The 16,072-nt window shown below is 39.8% G+C and carries 12 protein-coding genes and 1 pseudogene; 7 read left to right on the top strand and 6 right to left on the bottom strand.

What is annotated here, in order from left to right; translation table 11 throughout:
- The first annotated feature begins 12 nt into the window (after positions 1-12).
- The 4 genes from adeJ (at position 13) to ACXM0J_RS15100 (ending at position 5,541) form a co-directional block, all read left to right on the top strand.
- Positions 13-3,189: a multidrug efflux RND transporter permease subunit AdeJ gene (gene adeJ, locus ACXM0J_RS15115; RefSeq protein WP_086265311.1), complete on the top strand. Its 3,177-nt coding sequence runs from the start codon at positions 13-15 to the stop codon at positions 3,187-3,189.
- Complete coding sequence (adeK, locus tag ACXM0J_RS15110) at positions 3,189-4,640, top strand: multidrug efflux RND transporter outer membrane channel subunit AdeK (protein ID WP_002116015.1); 1,452 nt, start codon at positions 3,189-3,191, stop codon at positions 4,638-4,640. Before adeJ ends, adeK begins: the two co-directional genes overlap by 1 nt.
- A gap of 108 nt (positions 4,641-4,748) precedes the next feature.
- A complete protein-coding gene (locus ACXM0J_RS15105; RefSeq protein WP_005109514.1) occupies positions 4,749-5,099 on the top strand; it encodes a YbjQ family protein in 351 nt (116 codons plus the stop codon).
- Between the two features lie 7 nt (positions 5,100-5,106).
- Entirely contained in the window at positions 5,107-5,541 is a 435-nt protein-coding gene (locus ACXM0J_RS15100; RefSeq protein WP_005064507.1) for a YbjQ family protein, read from the top strand.
- Here the strand turns inward: ACXM0J_RS15100 and ACXM0J_RS15095 are convergent.
- From ACXM0J_RS15095 to ACXM0J_RS15085, 3 genes and pseudogenes are all read right to left on the bottom strand, one after another.
- The gene (locus ACXM0J_RS15095) at positions 5,538-5,972 is read right to left on the bottom strand and encodes a nuclear transport factor 2 family protein (protein ID WP_086265310.1); all 435 of its coding nucleotides are present in this window, start codon (positions 5,970-5,972) and stop codon (positions 5,538-5,540) included. The two genes, ACXM0J_RS15100 and ACXM0J_RS15095, sit on opposite strands and share 4 nt — an antisense overlap.
- A gap of 54 nt (positions 5,973-6,026) precedes the next feature.
- On the bottom strand, positions 6,027-6,833 hold the full coding sequence (locus ACXM0J_RS15090; protein ID WP_005064503.1) for an SDR family NAD(P)-dependent oxidoreductase: 807 nt from the start codon (positions 6,831-6,833) through the stop codon (positions 6,027-6,029).
- Between the two features lie 25 nt (positions 6,834-6,858).
- Positions 6,859-7,531 (bottom strand): annotated as a pseudogene (locus tag ACXM0J_RS15085) (hypothetical protein).
- Positions 7,532-7,727: 196 nt separating this feature from the next.
- Between ACXM0J_RS15085 and ACXM0J_RS15080 the strand changes: the two are divergent.
- Positions 7,728-10,625 carry a valine--tRNA ligase gene (locus tag ACXM0J_RS15080; protein WP_086265309.1) on the top strand — a complete coding sequence of 966 codons (2,898 nt, stop codon included), beginning with the start codon at positions 7,728-7,730 and terminating at the stop codon, positions 10,623-10,625.
- Between the two features lie 27 nt (positions 10,626-10,652).
- Here the strand turns inward: ACXM0J_RS15080 and ACXM0J_RS15075 are convergent, their stop codons facing one another.
- Positions 10,653-11,843, bottom strand: a complete 1,191-nt coding sequence (locus tag ACXM0J_RS15075; RefSeq protein ID WP_159453298.1) for an MFS transporter — start codon at positions 11,841-11,843, stop codon at positions 10,653-10,655.
- Positions 11,844-11,939: 96 nt separating this feature from the next.
- Between ACXM0J_RS15075 and ACXM0J_RS15070 the strand changes: the two genes are divergently transcribed.
- Positions 11,940-12,878 (top strand): LysR family transcriptional regulator, encoded by a 939-nt coding sequence (locus tag ACXM0J_RS15070; RefSeq protein ID WP_213034425.1) that lies wholly within the window; start codon positions 11,940-11,942, stop codon positions 12,876-12,878.
- A gap of 46 nt (positions 12,879-12,924) precedes the next feature.
- Here the strand turns inward: ACXM0J_RS15070 and ACXM0J_RS15065 are convergent, their stop codons facing one another.
- Positions 12,925-13,941: a coiled-coil domain-containing protein gene (locus ACXM0J_RS15065; protein ID WP_213034424.1), complete on the bottom strand. Its 1,017-nt coding sequence runs from the start codon at positions 13,939-13,941 to the stop codon at positions 12,925-12,927.
- A gap of 128 nt (positions 13,942-14,069) precedes the next feature.
- Entirely contained in the window at positions 14,070-14,975 is a 906-nt protein-coding gene (locus tag ACXM0J_RS15060; RefSeq protein ID WP_086265306.1) for an AEC family transporter, read from the bottom strand.
- 117 nt (positions 14,976-15,092) lie between these two features.
- Between ACXM0J_RS15060 and ACXM0J_RS15055 the strand changes: the two genes are divergently transcribed.
- Positions 15,093-15,977, top strand: coding sequence for a LysR family transcriptional regulator (locus ACXM0J_RS15055; RefSeq protein WP_086265305.1), 885 nt, complete (start codon positions 15,093-15,095; stop codon positions 15,975-15,977).
- Positions 15,978-16,072 lie beyond the last annotated feature (95 nt).

The following is a 16,072-nucleotide window of genomic DNA, read 5'->3' as shown; positions in this document are numbered from 1 at the left end:
GGGGTAGATTGAATGGCACAATTTTTTATTCATCGCCCCATTTTTGCGTGGGTGATTGCATTAGTCATTATGTTGGCGGGTATTCTCACGCTAACAAAAATGCCTATTGCACAGTATCCGACGATTGCACCACCGACAGTTACAATTGCTGCAACTTACCCTGGTGCATCGGCTGAGACTGTTGAAAACACTGTAACCCAGATCATTGAACAACAAATGAATGGTCTAGATGGTTTACGTTATATCTCTTCTAACAGTGCTGGTAACGGTCAGGCCTCTATTGAATTAAACTTTCAACAAGGTATTGATCCGGATATTGCACAGGTTCAGGTTCAAAACAAACTGCAATCTGCAACTGCACTTTTACCTGAAGATGTACAACGTCAAGGTGTAACAGTAACTAAATCTGGTGCAAGCTTCTTGCAAGTTATTGCATTTTACTCGCCAGATAACAGCCTTTCTGACTCAGACATTAAAGACTATGTAAACTCATCAATTAAAGAACCACTGAGCCGTGTTGCTGGTGTGGGTGAGGTAACAGTCTTTGGTGGTTCATACGCGATGCGTATTTGGCTTGATCCAGCTAAATTAACCAGTTATCAGCTTACTCCTAGTGATATTGCGACAGCTTTACAAGCGCAAAACTCACAAGTTGCTGTAGGTCAGTTAGGTGGTGCACCAGCAGTACAAGGTCAAGTGCTTAACGCAACAGTGAATGCTCAAAGTTTGTTGCAAACACCTGAACAGTTTAAAAATATCTTCTTAAAGAACACAGCATCTGGTGCTGAAGTTCGTTTAAAAGATGTTGCACGTGTAGAGTTAGGTTCTGATAACTACCAGTTCGATTCGAAGTTTAATGGTAAACCTGCTGGTGGTCTTGCAATTAAAATTGCAACTGGTGCCAACGCACTTGACACAGCAGAAGCTGTTGAGCAACGTTTATCTGAACTACGTAAGAACTATCCAGCGGGTCTTGAAGACAAACTGGCTTATGACACGACCCCATTTATTCGTCTTTCAATTGAAAGTGTCGTACACACATTAATTGAAGCAGTAATTTTGGTATTCATTGTCATGTTCTTGTTCTTGCAGAACTGGCGTGCAACGATTATTCCAACACTTGCTGTACCTGTTGTTGTATTGGGTACATTCGCTGTTATTAATATCTTTGGCTTTTCAATTAACACCTTAACCATGTTCGCCATGGTATTGGCAATTGGTCTTTTGGTCGATGACGCCATCGTTGTAGTCGAAAACGTCGAACGTGTTATGAGTGAGGAGCATACCGATCCGGTCACGGCGACGTCACGATCAATGCAACAGATTTCTGGCGCGTTAATTGGTATCACGAGCGTATTAACAGCTGTATTCGTACCAATGGCATTCTTTGGTGGTACCACTGGTGTAATTTACCGTCAATTCTCGATTACCCTTGTAACAGCAATGGTTCTATCGTTAATTGTTGCATTAACATTTACACCAGCACTTTGTGCGACCATTTTAAAACAGCATGATCCTAACAAAGCACCAAGCAATAATATTTTTGCTCGTTTCTTTAGAGGCTTTAACAATGGTTTTGACCGTATGTCGCATAGCTACCAAAATGGTGTTAGCCGCATGCTTAAGGGCAAAATCTTCTCTGGCGTACTTTACGCTGTAGTTATTGCTTTATTAGTGTTCTTGTTCCAGAAACTCCCATCGTCATTCTTACCAGAAGAAGATCAGGGTGTGGTAATGACCCTTGTTCAATTACCGCCAAATGCAACGCTTGACCGAACAGGTAAAGTGATTGACACCATGACAAACTTCTTCATGAATGAAAAAGATACTGTGCAATCTATTTTCACGGTTTCAGGTTTCTCATTCACAGGTGTTGGTCAAAATGCTGGTATTGGCTTCGTTAAATTGAAAGACTGGAGTGAACGTACTTCACCAGAATCTCAAATTGGCGCCTTGATTCAGCGTGGTATGGCATTGAATATGATCGTTAAAGATGCATCTTACATCATGCCATTACAGCTTCCTGCAATGCCTGAACTTGGTGTAACAGCCGGTTTTAACTTGCAGCTTAAAGATTCAAGTGGTCAAGGTCATGAGAAACTTATTGCCGCACGTAATGCAATTTTAGGTTTGGCTTCACAAGATAAACGTCTTGTAGGGGTACGTCCTAATGGACAAGAAGATACACCTCAGTATCAAATTAATGTAGATCAGGCTCAAGCTGGTGCCATGGGCGTTAGCATTGCCGACATTAACAATACGATGCGTATTGCATGGGGTGGCTCATACATTAACGATTTCGTTGACCGTGGTCGTGTGAAAAAAGTTTATGTTCAAGGTGATTCGAATAGCCGTATGATGCCTGAAGATTTAAACAAGTGGTATGTACGTAATAACAAAGGCGAAATGGTACCGTTCTCTGCATTTGCTACTGGCGAATGGACATATGGTTCTCCACGTCTTGAACGTTATAACGGCGTGTCATCGGTTAACATTCAAGGTACACCTGCACCTGGCGTGAGCTCTGGTGACTCGATGAAAGCAATGGAAGAAATTATTGCTAAGTTACCATCTATGGGCTTACAAGGTTTCGACTATGAATGGACAGGTTTATCACTTGAAGAACGTGAGTCTGGTGCTCAAGCTCCATTCTTATATGCGCTTTCATTGTTAATCGTTTTCCTTTGCTTGGCTGCATTGTACGAAAGCTGGTCTATCCCGTTCTCGGTTTTACTTGTGGTACCACTCGGTATTATTGGTGCAATCGTATTAACTTACTTGGGTATGATTATTAAAGGAGATCCAAATCTCTCAAATAACATTTACTTCCAAGTAGCGATGATCGCGGTAATCGGTCTTTCTGCAAAAAATGCGATCTTGATTGTTGAGTTCGCAAAAGAGCTGCAGGAAAAAGGTGAAGACCTCATTGATGCAACTTTACATGCTGCAAAAATGCGTTTACGCCCAATTATCATGACTACCCTTGCCTTCGGTTTCGGTGTACTTCCGCTTGCCCTTTCAACAGGTGCAGGTGCTGGAAGTCAGCACTCTGTTGGTTACGGTGTACTCGGTGGCGTACTCAGTGCAACGTTCTTAGGTATCTTCTTTATCCCTGTATTCTATGTGTGGATTCGTAGTATCTTTAAGTACAAACCAAAAACCATAAACACTCAGGAGCATAAATCGTGATGCAAAACGTATGGTCTATTTCAGGTCGTAGCATTGCGGTATCTGCACTTGCGCTTGCTTTGGCAGCTTGTCAAAGCATGCGCGGCCCAGAACCAGTCGTGAAAACCGATATTCCACAAAGCTATGCATATAGCGCTTCTGGTACGTCTATTGCTGAACAGGGTTACAAACAGTTCTTTGCTGACCCTCGTTTGCTCGGAGTGATTGATTTGGCACTTGCCAACAACCGCGACTTACGTACAGCAACGCTCAATATCGAACGTGCTCAACAGCAATATCGAATTACACAGAACAACCAGCTTCCAACAATCGGAGCAAGTGGTAGTGCAATTCGTCAGGTTTCTCAAAGCCGTGATCCGAATAACCCCTACTCTACTTATCAAGTAGGTCTGGGTGTAACTGCCTATGAGCTTGATTTTTGGGGCCGCGTACGTAGCTTAAAAGATGCTGCGTTAGATAGTTATCTTTCAACGCAAAGCGCACGTGATTCGACTCAAATCAGTCTAATCAGTCAAGTGGCTCAAGCATGGTTGAACTATTCTTTCGCAACTGCCAACTTAAGACTTGCAGAGCAAACACTTAAAGCACAGCAAGATTCTTACAATCTCAACAAAAAACGTTTTGATGTGGGCATCGACAGTGAAGTTCCACTACGTCAGGCACAGATTTCTGTAGAAACTGCGCGTAATGATGTAGCAAACTACAAAACACAGATTGCTCAAGCACAAAACTTGTTGAACTTGTTAGTTGGTCAATCAGTTCCACAAAACTTGTTGCCAACCCAACCTGTAAAACGCATTACGCAACAAAATGTATTTACAGCGGGTTTACCAAGCGACTTACTTAACAACCGTCCAGATGTAAAAGCTGCTGAATATAACTTAAGCGCTGCCGGTGCGAATATCGGTGCTGCAAAAGCACGTTTATTCCCAACCATTAGCTTAACGGGTTCTGCAGGTTATGCATCAACTGACTTAAGTGATCTATTTAAGTCAGGTGGTTTTGTATGGTCAATTGGACCAAGCTTAGACTTACCAATCTTTGACTGGGGCACTCGTCGTGCCAATGTAAAAATTTCTGAAACTGATCAGAAAATTGCATTGTCTGATTATGAAAAATCAGTTCAGTCTGCGTTCCGCGAAGTTAATGACGCGCTTGCAACTCGTGCCAACATTGGTGAACGTTTAACAGCTCAACAACGTCTAGTAGAAGCAACTAACCGCAACTACACACTTTCAAATGCCCGCTTCCGTGCTGGTATTGATAGTTACTTGACAGTTCTTGATGCACAGCGTTCATCTTATTCAGCAGAACAAGGTTTGTTATTGCTTCAACAAGCAAACTTAAACAACCAAATCGAGTTATACAAAACTCTAGGTGGTGGTTTAAAAGCAAATACTTCAGATACAGTGGTTAATCAACCATCTAGCGCTGAACTTAAAAAGCAATAAGTTTTAAATAACTTATTCATAAAAGCTCACTTCGGTGGGCTTTTTTATTGCAACTCATCTGAATATTTTTTATCTTGAAACCTTAAGAATTTAGATTGATAAAAAACAATGTTATTGAGTAATTTAGAAAGTGTTCCAGGCCACCAAATTTTAAAGCAGCTGGATGTTGTTTACGGAAGTACCGTTCGTAGTAAACATGTTGGCCGTGACTTGATGGCAAGTTTAAAAAATATCGTGGGTGGTGAACTTACGGGTTATACCGAATTATTAGAAGAATCTCGCCAAGAAGCCATGCAGCGTATGATTGCCAAAGCTCAGCAACTTGGTGCGAATGCAATTGTGGGTATTCGTTTTTCAACTTCAAATATTGCCCAAGGTGCTTCTGAGTTATTTGTATATGGCACAGCTGTGGTTGTGCAGCCTCAAGCACCTCATCTACCCGATCCATTTAATGCATAGGTAGAAAATGGACAATCTTATTTTTCAACTTGTTATTTTTCTCATTCTTTTCAGTATTGGTTGGGCTTTTGGCCGCCATATTGAACGAAAACATTTGAATGAACTTCTAGAAAAAGAGCAAAAATTTGCCCATATCAGAATTGATACCAATCGTTTTGCAACGAGTGATCAGCTAGGCCACTTTATTAGCAGTAATGTTGTGATTTCTCATGATTACTTTAAATATGTATTGGCATCTATAAAAAACGTTTTGGGCGGAAGACTGACCAGTTATGAAAGTATTGTTGAACGAGCTCGCCGAGAGGCGATTGTACGTTTAAAACAACAAGCTCAAAGTGTCGGTGCTACTCATATTATGGGAGTTCGGCTGAGTACAACCGAACTCGGAATGCAAGGTGGAATGGTCGAAGTTTTTGCTTATGGAACAGCAGTTAAAGATTAATACTGCCCAACCTCAGAAAAATGAATACGTGGATTGCCAATATTTTTAGTTAAATGTTGGCAAATTCGGGTAATTTTCCAACGGTCTTGTTGTTTCGCCAAAGTAAAATAATAACGACCAAAAGAATGAAAATAATCATTTTCTGAAAAACGATAAATTTGATAATTACATTCTAGCCATGCTTGACCTTGTTCAATCCGAATAAGAGGATTACTCAAATTGTGCTGTAGTCGCAAATGGGACAAGGCTTGCTGCCGAGAACCTTTATATTCATGACAAGACACGACACATAAAGGTTCTCCTCTAAATTGGAAATAGTCCACCTCAAGTTGATCTGCCAACAACTCATCAAAAGCGTCCCAATTTTTCTGGTCAAAGACCAATTGAAAACGCGTGATGACTTCTAAAATACGGTGATAATCCTGATCCATGGTGAACCTTCTATGCGGGTTTTTCCATCAATTTAGCACGGCAAAATCACTTTTTTATTTTACTTTTGTTTTCCGAATCATTTTATAAAGAAGTTTTGGTGACATCCGAGAAACCATTACACCTAGTTTTTCTTTAGCCCCACCCACAACAATATATTCTTGACCCTGTACTAACGCTTTGACAGCCTGCTCTGCAAAAACATCTGCCTCTAAACCATTTTCAATTGCTTCGTCTTGATGGCCTTGGGGTTCCCCTGCACCATTGAGTGCATTAAAAGAAACATTAGTTTTTACAAAACCAGGGAAAATAACTGAAACTTCGACACCTTGATCTGAGACCTCAGCACGTAAACTATTTGCCCACATGTGAATTGCCGCTTTAGCAGCCGAGTAGCTTGCACGGTACTGTGTGCCTAATAAACCCGCTACACTCGACACAAATACAACTCGGCCAGACTTTTGTTTTAGCATGGTCGGTAGGACGGTTTTAGTTAACGCAACTTGTGAGAAATAATCGACTTCCATGATGGCGCGTTCGGTTGCCATTGTCGTGTCTTTAATTAAAGCACGTTGACTCAAACCTGCATTATTGATGAGCCAGTCAATACGGCCTTTCGCCTTTAAAATCTGCTTGTAAGCCTCTTGAACCTGCTTTTCATCAGTAATATCTGCAACGACAGACAAATGATGATCGGGATTTAATAAACCAACCCGAACCTCTTCTAATTCTTCAAAACGACGTGAGGTTAAAATCAACTTTGCGCCTTGTAAAGCCAACTCTCCTGCTAAAGCCTTACCTAAACCAGAAGATGCGCCCGTAATCCATACCACTTTATTTTGCAAAGTATCAAGTTTGGCCATGTGATGTTCCTATTATCTTTTTAAATTATGCTGCTTGATGCATGAAGGCCAAAAAGTGATTGATATAATGAGTTGCTGTCGTCTGATCGACCTGTGTCCCTAACTTTTCCAAACGTTTATAGCCCAAATGCGTCGTCATGTTGATGACTCCGTTAAGAGTTTTATCGACAACCAAATTAAATTTTAAACGCTTTTTAGGCTCACGTACTAGGCTTGTTACGCCTAAATCCACAATTTGTATGAGCGTTTCAAATGCAGCCGTAATACTTTGCATATTACCGTCACGAATTTGCTGCGTAAGGGTTTCAGCTTGTTGCACCAGTTGAAGTGTAACTGGATAGGTAATATAAACTTGCTGCCCTTGCTCTTTCATGAGTGATGTCATGTAGTCAACCAAGGGTAAAAGACGTTCATTTCCAAAGAATGAAACTGACCAAGGCATGTATTTTCGAAAAGTCTCTAAAACTTGCTGAATGACTTTTTCAGACTCAGCTTGTTGTTTTGGAGACATGCTTGCATTTCCTGACTGTAAAAGCACAGAAAAAACCTGCTCAATAATTTCACAGGAAAGGTCAGACAAAACACCCCCCCAAAACTTTTGCCTGACTTTGACTTACTCCATCATGTAGTTTTTGCCGAATAGCCTCGAATTGGGTATAAGTCGAATCGGAAATTTTCAAAAAAACTTCATAACTCATCAGCAGCATCCTTTTTCAATTCTTTTGTAATTTTTGTGCCGTGTCGCCACACGATTAAATTGTGATCCATCTTTCATAAATCTACCGTTTTTTGAAAAAAATACAAAACCGTTTATCTGTTTTCAGCACATTAATTTCGAGGCATTTTTTTGCTACAATAGATGCAATTTTTTATGCATATTCGATCTAAGCTACTATGACTGACGCTCAAACCGCTCAAAATATTGCAACCACATACGATCCAACCGAGATCGAAAAGAAGTGGTACAAAACGTGGGAAGAACAAGGTTACTTTAAACCTTCTGGTCACGGTGAATCATTCTGTATCATGATTCCGCCACCAAACGTCACTGGTAGTTTGCACATGGGCCATGGTTTTAACAATGCCATTATGGATGCCCTCACCCGTTATAACCGTATGATGGGTAAAAACACTTTATGGCAACCGGGTACAGACCATGCTGGTATTGCAACTCAAATGGTTGTTGAGCGTCAACTTGGCTTACAAGGCGTAACTCGTCATGACTTAGGCCGTGATAAGTTCATCGAAAAAGTTTGGGAATGGAAAGAACAATCTGGCGGCACGATCACTAAACAAATTCGTCGTTTAGGTTCTTCGGTAGACTGGTCGCGTGAACGCTTCACGATGGACGAAGGTTTATCGAACGCAGTTAAAGAAGTATTCGTTCGTTTGCACGAAGACGGTTTAATTTACCGTGGTAAACGCCTTGTAAACTGGGACCCTAAACTTCAAACAGCACTTTCTGACCTTGAAGTAGAAAGCAAAGAAGAAAAAGGCTCGCTTTGGCACTTTAAATATTTCTTTGAAGACAAATCAGTTAAAACTCAAGATGGCAAAGACTATTTAGTCGTTGCAACGACTCGTCCTGAAACTTTACTGGGCGATACTGCTGTTGCCGTTCACCCAGAAGATGAGCGTTATGCACACCTTGTTGGTAAAAACATTGTATTGCCAATTACTGGTCGTTTAATTCCGATTGTTGCTGACGACTACGTTGAAAAAGACTTCGGTACGGGCTGTGTAAAAATTACCCCTGCTCACGACTTCAATGACTATGACCTAGGTAAACGCAATAGCTTGCCAATCATTAATATCTTCAACAAAAACGCCGAAGTTTTAGGTGAGTTTGAATATATTGCAAAAGCTGGCGAACAGATTTCTAAAACCATTACTGCACCTGCGGAATATGCTGGTTTAGAGCGTTTTGAAGCACGTAAAAAATTAGTTGCTCAAGCTGAAGCTGAAGGCTGGTTAGATCAAATCCAACCGTATGACTTAAAAGCTCCACGCGGTGACCGTTCAGGCGTGATCATTGAGCCGTTACTGACTGACCAATGGTACGTAAAAATTGCGCCGCTTGCTGAACCTGCAATTGAAGCAGTTCAAGATGGCCGTATTAAGTTTGTTCCAGAGCAGTACAGCAACATGTACATGGCGTGGATGCGTGACATTCAAGACTGGTGTATTTCACGTCAGCTTTGGTGGGGCCACCGTATTCCAGCTTGGTACGATGCAAATGGCAATATCTATGTAGGTCGTAACGAAGAAGAAGTACGTGCGAAAAACAACATCGCTGCTGACGTTGAACTTAAACAAGACGAAGACGTTCTTGATACATGGTTCTCATCTGCACTTTGGACATTCTCAACTTTAGGTTGGACTGGCGACGCACAAAAAGACGCAGCAAATGATTTCTTAAAAACTTTCCACCCAACAGATGTGTTGGTGACTGGTTTTGACATCATTTTCTTCTGGGTTGCCCGCATGATCATGATGACCCTACACTTCATGAAAAATGAAGATGGTTCATCTCAAGTTCCATTTAAGACTGTTTACGTTCACGGCTTGGTACGTGATGGTGAAGGTCAAAAAATGTCGAAGTCTAAAGGTAACGTACTTGACCCATTAGACTTGATTGACGGTATTGATTTAGAAAGCTTAGTTGCAAAACGTACGACTGGCCTCATGAACCCGAAAGATGCTGCGAAGATTGAAAAATCAACGCGTAAAGAGTTCCCAGAAGGCATTAATGCTTATGGTACTGATGCAGTTCGTTTCACATTCTGTGCACTTGCAAACACTGGTCGTGACATCAAGTTCGATTTAAAACGTGTTGAAGGCTACCGTAATTTCTGTAACAAAATCTGGAACGCAACTCGCTTCGTTCTGATGAATGTTGAAGGTCAAACTGTTGGTACTGACGCTCATCCTGATCTTTGGGAACTTCCAGAACAATGGATTATCAGCCGTCTACAAAAAGCGGAAGCTGCTGTACATCAAGCGTTCGCAACCTACCGTTTAGACCTTGCTGCTCAAGCAATTTACGACTTTATTTGGAATGAATACTGTGACTGGTACGTTGAGTTAACTAAACCAGTTCTAAACGATGCAGAAGTTTCAGAAGAGCGTAAAGCTGAAGTACGCCGTGTATTGCTTGCAGTGATGGAAGCTTCATTACGTTTGGCTCATCCGTTAATGCCGTATTTGACAGAAGAAATCTGGCAGACTCTTGCACCAATGCTTGGTCAAGGCGGCCCAACGATTATGACTGCTCAATACCCGATTCCTGAGCAAGCAAAAATCAATGAACAAGCTGAAGCAGATATGCAATGGCTTCAAGGTTTGATTGGTGCCGTACGTAACATCCGTGGTGAGTTGGGCTTAGGTAATGCGCGCTTGTTGCCAGTATTACTTCAAAACACTTCTGATGCTGAACGTGAACAAATCATTCGTATTGAAGCGTTGTTCAAAGCATTGGCTAAAGTTGAAAGCATTGAGTTCTTGAATAAAGACCAAGAGCCACCATTGTCTTGCTCTAGCGTTGTTAGCCATGCATCGGTATTTGTACCAATGAAAGGCTTAATTGACCCTAAAGCTGAGCTTGCTCGTTTGCAAAAAGATTTAGATAAAATCCAAAAGCAACACGACCAAATCGCGGGCAAACTTGCAAATGAAGGCTTTGTATCTAAAGCACCAGCGGCTGTTGTTGAAGGTGAAAAAGCGAAGCTTGCTGAGTTTGCTGCTCAGTTAGAGAAAGTTAAAGCGAACATGGAGCAAATTGCTGCGCTTTAATGCAGTGATCTGATTCAAAAAATCCCCTCAAATGAGGGGATTTTTATTGTGATTAATAAATATTAAAATGGCCGCAATACAAGCTAATACACTTCCAAAAAATAGATTCAACCCGCTTCCAAAGGCATCATAAATTAGCCCACCTAAAAAAGCTCCTAATCCTATTGATAAATTAAACATAGTAATATTAAGTGCAGATGCTAATTCAATATGCATAGGAGCTGAACGAATCATCCAAGTCATTAATGAAATAGAAACTCCACCATAAGAAAGTCCCCAAATTAAAAGTAACACTAGACTAAAAAACTTAGAATCACCGAAAAACATAAATAAAAATAATGTACTACCCAATAATAAAGCAATGATAAATAATGTTTGCCAGAGAAACTTTTGAATACTAAACCCTAAAATAAAATTACCTAGAATTCCAAAAACACCATAAATTAGTAATAAAGCTCCAATAGAAGAATCAGAGAAATGGGCCATTTCTTGTAGTAGCGGACGTATAAAAGTATATGCTAAAAAATGCCCTGTAACTATAAATAGGGTCATCCCTAGCCCAACGACAATATTTGTTTTTTTTAATACAACTAAAGCATCTCTCCCTGTACTCGTTTGTTGAACTGTAAGAGGTGGTAATGACCCAAATAGCATTAAAAATACTATTGCAACTAACATCGATATACTAATAAATGCCATCCTCCATCCAAATAAATCTCCTAGATAAACTCCGATTGGTACACCCAATACCGAAGCTGCTGCAACACCACTAAAAATAAGTGAAGTGGCGAGTCCAACTTGTTCAGTTGGAACTAAACGAACTGCAATACTTCCTGCTAGGGACCAAATTCCCCCCATAGAAATTCCAAATAATACTCGCGCCAGCAACAACCAGTGAAATGCATTAGCCATTGCAAAAACTAATGTTGAAATAAACAATAACAACATGAATAAAAGAATTAATTTACGACGAGTAATGCGGTTAAATACTAAAATGACACATGGCGCAGTAATTGCCGCAACTAAAGAGGGAGTAGAAACAATAAGACTCATGCTTCCTAATTGTTGTTGCATACTTTTTGCAATAGGTGTTAATAATCCAATAGGAAGCATTTCTACACTAACTACAATAAAAATCGCCAAAGCGACAGCGATAACTGCTAACCAAGCATGCAAACCAGCTTGAGATTTTTGTTCATTAAGAATGGGGATTTTCATATTGAGCGGGTACATCAAATATAATGTTGTACTAAAATATACTTACCCCCCTGTACTTGATAAACTCCATTTGAGTGCCAGCAATGGGGAATAAAAGTGGTTAATCTCGCTATAACAGAGATGACTAATTTATCTGACCTTTTAATTTTTGTACGTGTCGTAGAAACTGGGAGCTTTACCGCTGCAGCAGACTCTCTTAATCTATCTCGCTCAGCAATAGGTAAATGTATTCAACGCCTAGAATATAGGTTCCATACCCGTTTAATTTATCGTACTACACGCACCTTGAGCTTAAGTGACGAAGGGCATCTATTCTATGAGTACGCACAACGCATATTACAAGAAGTTGAAGAAACTGAAACCTTGATTATGACACGTACTCAAAAGCTGAAGGGACGTTTACGTCTTGCAGTACCTGTTGCTTTTGGTCGAATTTATATGATGCCAATCATATTAGATTTTTTAAATGTATATCCTGAAATCGAGATTGAAGTAATTTTTTCTGATGAGTTTCAAGATTTAATACATGATGGCATAGACGTTGCAATACGATTTGGGCAACATGTGAGCAGCAATCTAGTGCAACAAAAATTAGCCAGCCATTGGTTAATCACTTGTGCTAGCCCTAGCTATCTGAAAGAAAAAGGTAAACCATACAAAATAGAAGATCTACAGCAACATCAAAATCTTATTTATTTACATCAAGGCCATCAAACACCTTGGCGTTTTCATATTGAAGGGAACAATATTGACTATGTAGCACAAGGTAGAATTCGCTTATATGATGTTGAATCACTACGCGATGCGGCACTAAATAATTTTGGTATTATCCAAGTGGGTGCTTATCTTGTTACCAATGACATTTATCAGGGAACACTTGTACCAGTCTTGGAGGATATTGCACCAATACAACACTCGATCTATGCTGTATATCCATCAAAAAGACATATTTCCCCAAAAGTAAAAGCTTTAATCGAATTTATTCGGTGTTACTGGCAAAAACAACCACCAAGTTGGGAAAATCCTGAAAGCTAATCATTACTGTTATCAACTAGCTATCTCGATAAGATTATCTAATAAATTAAAGCACCCCATGTCCCAATAACATCTCTACTCCACTCACTTTTTTCATATACTTTAAACGCTCTTTTTCCCATTTAACTTGCTGCTTTAACTCAGCACAATCCGCATCTATAGCTTTATAAACATCACTGATATGCACATGCTCTGCTTTTACATTCTTGGCTAACTGAAAAGAATCTAAAATCTCAGCTATTTGACTTTCAAGCTGCTGACTTTGTGCATCCAAAGCCAGTTTATAAAACCGCAACTGCTCGGCAGATAATTCTTTAGCGCCTAGCCCTTTATTCTGTTCAAGCTGTAACTGGAGCTTGAGTAAATAAAACAAATCTTGCTTTTCATAGGCCTGACTTGCCTGTTGGAACAGCTCGGTTTTTTCTAATTTTTTAGTTTCATCTTGCTCACGGTCTGGGTGAATCATTGCGGCAATTTTTAAATAGACTGTTTTGAGTGACTGCGCTGCCATTTGCTCGGCTTGTTCACGTTTCTGTTGCAGCCTTTCCTGTTTGGCTTGTTCACGCGCTTGTTGTTGCTCGGCAGCGTACTTTTCAAAGTCTTCTTCTAACTCTACACCTTGATCAGCACTTTCATCATACCCAAATTTTATTGACTGAGCTTTTTTATTCTTTTTTACCAACTCTTGAGTATGTTGCTGATAAAAGGTATCGATTTGCTTCACTAGCTCCAACTGTTCAGTAGACAGCATTTTAGAGCGCTTCAACATTTGCGCAAGCTGGGCATTTTTTTCATCGAGTTGTTGCATGTCTGCTTTAGAAAAAGCATGGCTATGCAACATATTCCAGAGTTGATCTAACTGCTGAAATAAGACTTCATGCAAATCGCTATACACAGGCATCAATTTTTGCCGAATGTGCTGTTGAATCTCAGCTTGTGCATTTTGCCATGTGCTTAGGCTAACTTTTTGCTGTTCTATTTTATCAATCAGGCGATTCAGTTTTTTCTGCTGTGCAGATGGTTCAGACCTTTGCTGCAAGCTCACTTTAAGATCAAAGGACATACTCATCCACCTGAAAAAGAAAAAAGTGTAGCAATAATCAGATGAGGAAGGTAGCTAAGCATTCTTTAAGTCAGAATCAGCCTATTCATTTTTAGAAAATAAAATACGACTTAACTAAAGTTAATACCCTAAGAAATCCACCAAATTACTAATGGCAAAGTCACGGCAGCACATAGAGTTTGAAAGCTAATCACAGCTGCCATAAGCTGACTATCGCCACCCAAAACTTTAGTTAAAATGTAGGAAGCGGAAGCAGTCGGTAGAGCAAAGAAAATAACTAGAATTTGAGTTTGTAAGCTTGGTAAACCAAACCACATGCAGACCACGTAAGCCAATGCAGGCACTGCTAAAAGTCGAGCAACCGTGTCTGCCGCCAATACCACAATGTCTTTTTTAATTTGCATAAACTGTAAAGCTGCGCCAACACATAATAAACCTAACGGCAAACTCGACACTGAAAAAAGCTTAATAAACTGAGTAAAGCCTTCCCAAATCGGGATGTGAAGTACATTGACTGCTGCCCCAACCACACACGATGCAATTAAAGGATTTTTAAGAAGTGCAATTAAAATAGGTTTAATTGCCATGTGTTCTTTAGAAGTTAATGCAAGTACTGAAATAACGTTCACAAGCGGAATGCAAAGCGCCAATAAAATTGCCAGTATTGCCATTCCTTCACTTTTAAAAAGCGAAGTGACTAAAGCCAAACCAATATAGGTATTAAAGCGAACCATACTTTGTACGTGCACACCAAAACGTGCAGGTGGTATCTGCCAAAATATTCGGAGTATATATAAAAAGGCGGTCACAGCTAAGACCACAATCAACATCGCAATAATGGCTGTACTCAAACTTTGTAAGTCAATTTTCGCGGTCGACAACGTACTAAAAAGCAAAGCGGGAAATAAAATATAGTAATTAAGCTTCTCTGCCCCAGCCCAAAACTCATCGCTAAAAAAACGATATTTTTTAAATAAGTATCCCGATGCAATTAATGCAACTAAAGGAAAAAGAGATAAAACAATACTATTCATTTCTTTACTCGAGTTTTGTTAGGGCTTGCTGTTTTTAGCAATGACCTTGGCTTTCTCATATATTAAAGATAATGAAAACTCATGATAAAATGAGTTTTTACTCATAACAAATACAACATGACATTTACCCAACTTGAAATTTTCGCACTCATTGCAGAACTAAAAAGCTTTACGGCTACAGCAGAAAAGTTGGGAATTTCTCAGTCAGCAGTTTCTCATGCGCTTAAATCATTAGAACAACAATGGGGCATTAACCTGATTTCAAGAACTCAAAGCGATATTGAGCTCACCACGACAGGTCAGCAGTTATTGACCCATGTAAAAGAGCTATTGAGTATTTCCGATACCTTAGAAAAAGAAGTGGCTGCCATCCATGGTTTAAACGAAGGAACATTACGTATTGGCTCTTTTGGTGCTTCATCATCTATTTATCTATTGCCTGAAATTTTAGAAACCTTTCGGCAGCGCTACCCTAAAATCGAAATTTATATTGATGAAGGCGAAGATAAAGAAGTTGCTCAATGGTTATTGGAACGGCGCATAGAAGTCGGTTTTTTGATTATGCCAGATGAGCGTTTTGATACATTCCCATTAATTGAAGATCGTTTTGTTGCCTTAATTCCCAATCAATTTCCACTCGCACAACAACTCTATATTGATCCAGCCCAGCTAGAAAATTGCCCTTTTATTATGACAATGGCGGGTAGTCGACATCAGGTCGAATTAATTTTAAAAAACTTTAATGTGAAACCAGACATCAAATTTTATGTTTCACAAATTCTAAGTATCGTTAGCATGGTTCACAATCAATTAGGGATTTCGATTGTCTCTGATATGGTGCTCACCAAAGAGTTACTCTCACTCTATCCAAATGTAGTTAAACGTCCTTTTAAACCGAACCTTAAACGTTCTATTGGCCTCGCAGTCAAAAATAAAAAGCACATGAGCCCCGCTGCGAAAGCTTTTATTGAAGTCGCGCAATCGGTTTGGTCTGATCATTAATTGAATATAGATAATTTTTAAAAAATTTAATAACGATCTCTTTCAGGACAATTTATAAGCGTATTAGATGACTTGTAACGTAAAAAGCGCCAAAA

The organism is Acinetobacter sp. GRABPA_MV_2 (assembly GCF_056725885.1).
This window is presented reverse-complemented; position numbering and strand designations above follow the sequence as displayed.

Excerpts from the sequence above, each read along its gene's own strand:
- ACXM0J_RS15080 (WP_086265309.1), top strand. The coding sequence starts at position 7,728 with ATGACTGACGCTCAAACCGCTCAAAATATTGCAACCACATACGATCCA.
- adeK (WP_002116015.1), top strand. The coding sequence starts at position 3,189 with ATGCAAAACGTATGGTCTATTTCAGGTCGTAGCATTGCGGTATCTGCA.
- ACXM0J_RS15055 (WP_086265305.1), top strand. The coding sequence starts at position 15,093 with ATGACATTTACCCAACTTGAAATTTTCGCACTCATTGCAGAACTAAAA.
- ACXM0J_RS15065 (WP_213034424.1), bottom strand. The coding sequence starts at position 13,941 with ATGTCCTTTGATCTTAAAGTGAGCTTGCAGCAAAGGTCTGAACCATCT.
- ACXM0J_RS15060 (WP_086265306.1), bottom strand. The coding sequence starts at position 14,975 with ATGAATAGTATTGTTTTATCTCTTTTTCCTTTAGTTGCATTAATTGCA.
- ACXM0J_RS15075 (WP_159453298.1), bottom strand. The coding sequence starts at position 11,843 with ATGAAAATCCCCATTCTTAATGAACAAAAATCTCAAGCTGGTTTGCAT.
- ACXM0J_RS15090 (WP_005064503.1), bottom strand. The coding sequence starts at position 6,833 with ATGGCCAAACTTGATACTTTGCAAAATAAAGTGGTATGGATTACGGGC.
- ACXM0J_RS15095 (WP_086265310.1), bottom strand. The coding sequence starts at position 5,972 with ATGGATCAGGATTATCACCGTATTTTAGAAGTCATCACGCGTTTTCAA.
- adeJ (WP_086265311.1), top strand. The coding sequence starts at position 13 with ATGGCACAATTTTTTATTCATCGCCCCATTTTTGCGTGGGTGATTGCA.
- ACXM0J_RS15105 (WP_005109514.1), top strand. The coding sequence starts at position 4,749 with ATGTTATTGAGTAATTTAGAAAGTGTTCCAGGCCACCAAATTTTAAAG.
- ACXM0J_RS15100 (WP_005064507.1), top strand. The coding sequence starts at position 5,107 with ATGGACAATCTTATTTTTCAACTTGTTATTTTTCTCATTCTTTTCAGT.